The organism is Amycolatopsis sp. SID8362 (assembly GCF_010550475.1).
Taxonomy (GTDB): Bacteria; Actinomycetota; Actinomycetes; order Mycobacteriales; family Pseudonocardiaceae; genus Amycolatopsis; species Amycolatopsis eburnea.
Genome location: NZ_JAAGNB010001538.1, coordinates 1 through 699 on the forward strand (window position 1 = coordinate 1; position 699 = coordinate 699).

The following is a 699-nucleotide window of genomic DNA, read 5'->3' on the forward strand; positions in this document are numbered from 1 at the left end:
CCGCGCCGGTGGTCGACCCGCGGCACGCGCGCGAGTCCCGAGTCGACCACCGCGCGCACGCCCGGCACTGTCAGGCTCGACTCCGCCACGGCCGTCGCCAGAACGACGCGCCGCCGGTCCCGCGGCCGCAGCGCGTCGTCCTGGTGCGCGGCGGACAACCGGCCGTGCAGCGGGAAGACGTCCACATCGGACAGTCGCAAGAGGTTCGAAGTCCGCGCGATTTCCCCCGCGCCGGGGAGGAACGCGAGCACGTCGCCTTCGCCCGAAGACAACGCCGTACGCACCGCACGGGCGACGCACGCCTCGACGCGCTCACCCCGCGCGGGCGGCAGGTACGAGTACGAGATCGGGTACGTCCGCGCTTCGGCCGTGACCACCGGCGCGTCCCCGAGCAGCGCCGCCAGCCGCCCGGCCGCGACCGTCGCCGACGTCGCCAGCAGGCGCAGGTCGTCGCGCAGCCCGGCACGGACGTCCAGGAGCAGCGCCAGCAGCAGGTCCGCGTCGAGGTGCCGTTCGTGGCACTCGTCGAGCAGCACCGTCGACACGCCGGGCAGCTCCGGATCGCCCTGCACCCGCCGCACGAGCAGCCCCGACGTCACGACCTCGACGCGGGTCCGCGAAGACACCTTCCGGTCGCCGCGCACGGCGTAGCCGACGGTCTCGCCGACCGGTTCGCCCAGCAGCGCGGCCATCCGCGCC

General features: G+C 75.4%; 1 protein-coding gene. It reads right to left on the bottom strand.

From position 1 onward, the window contains the following. On the bottom strand, window positions 1-699 hold a 699-nt coding region (locus G3I65_RS47340), incomplete at both ends, for a helicase-related protein (protein WP_255482129.1).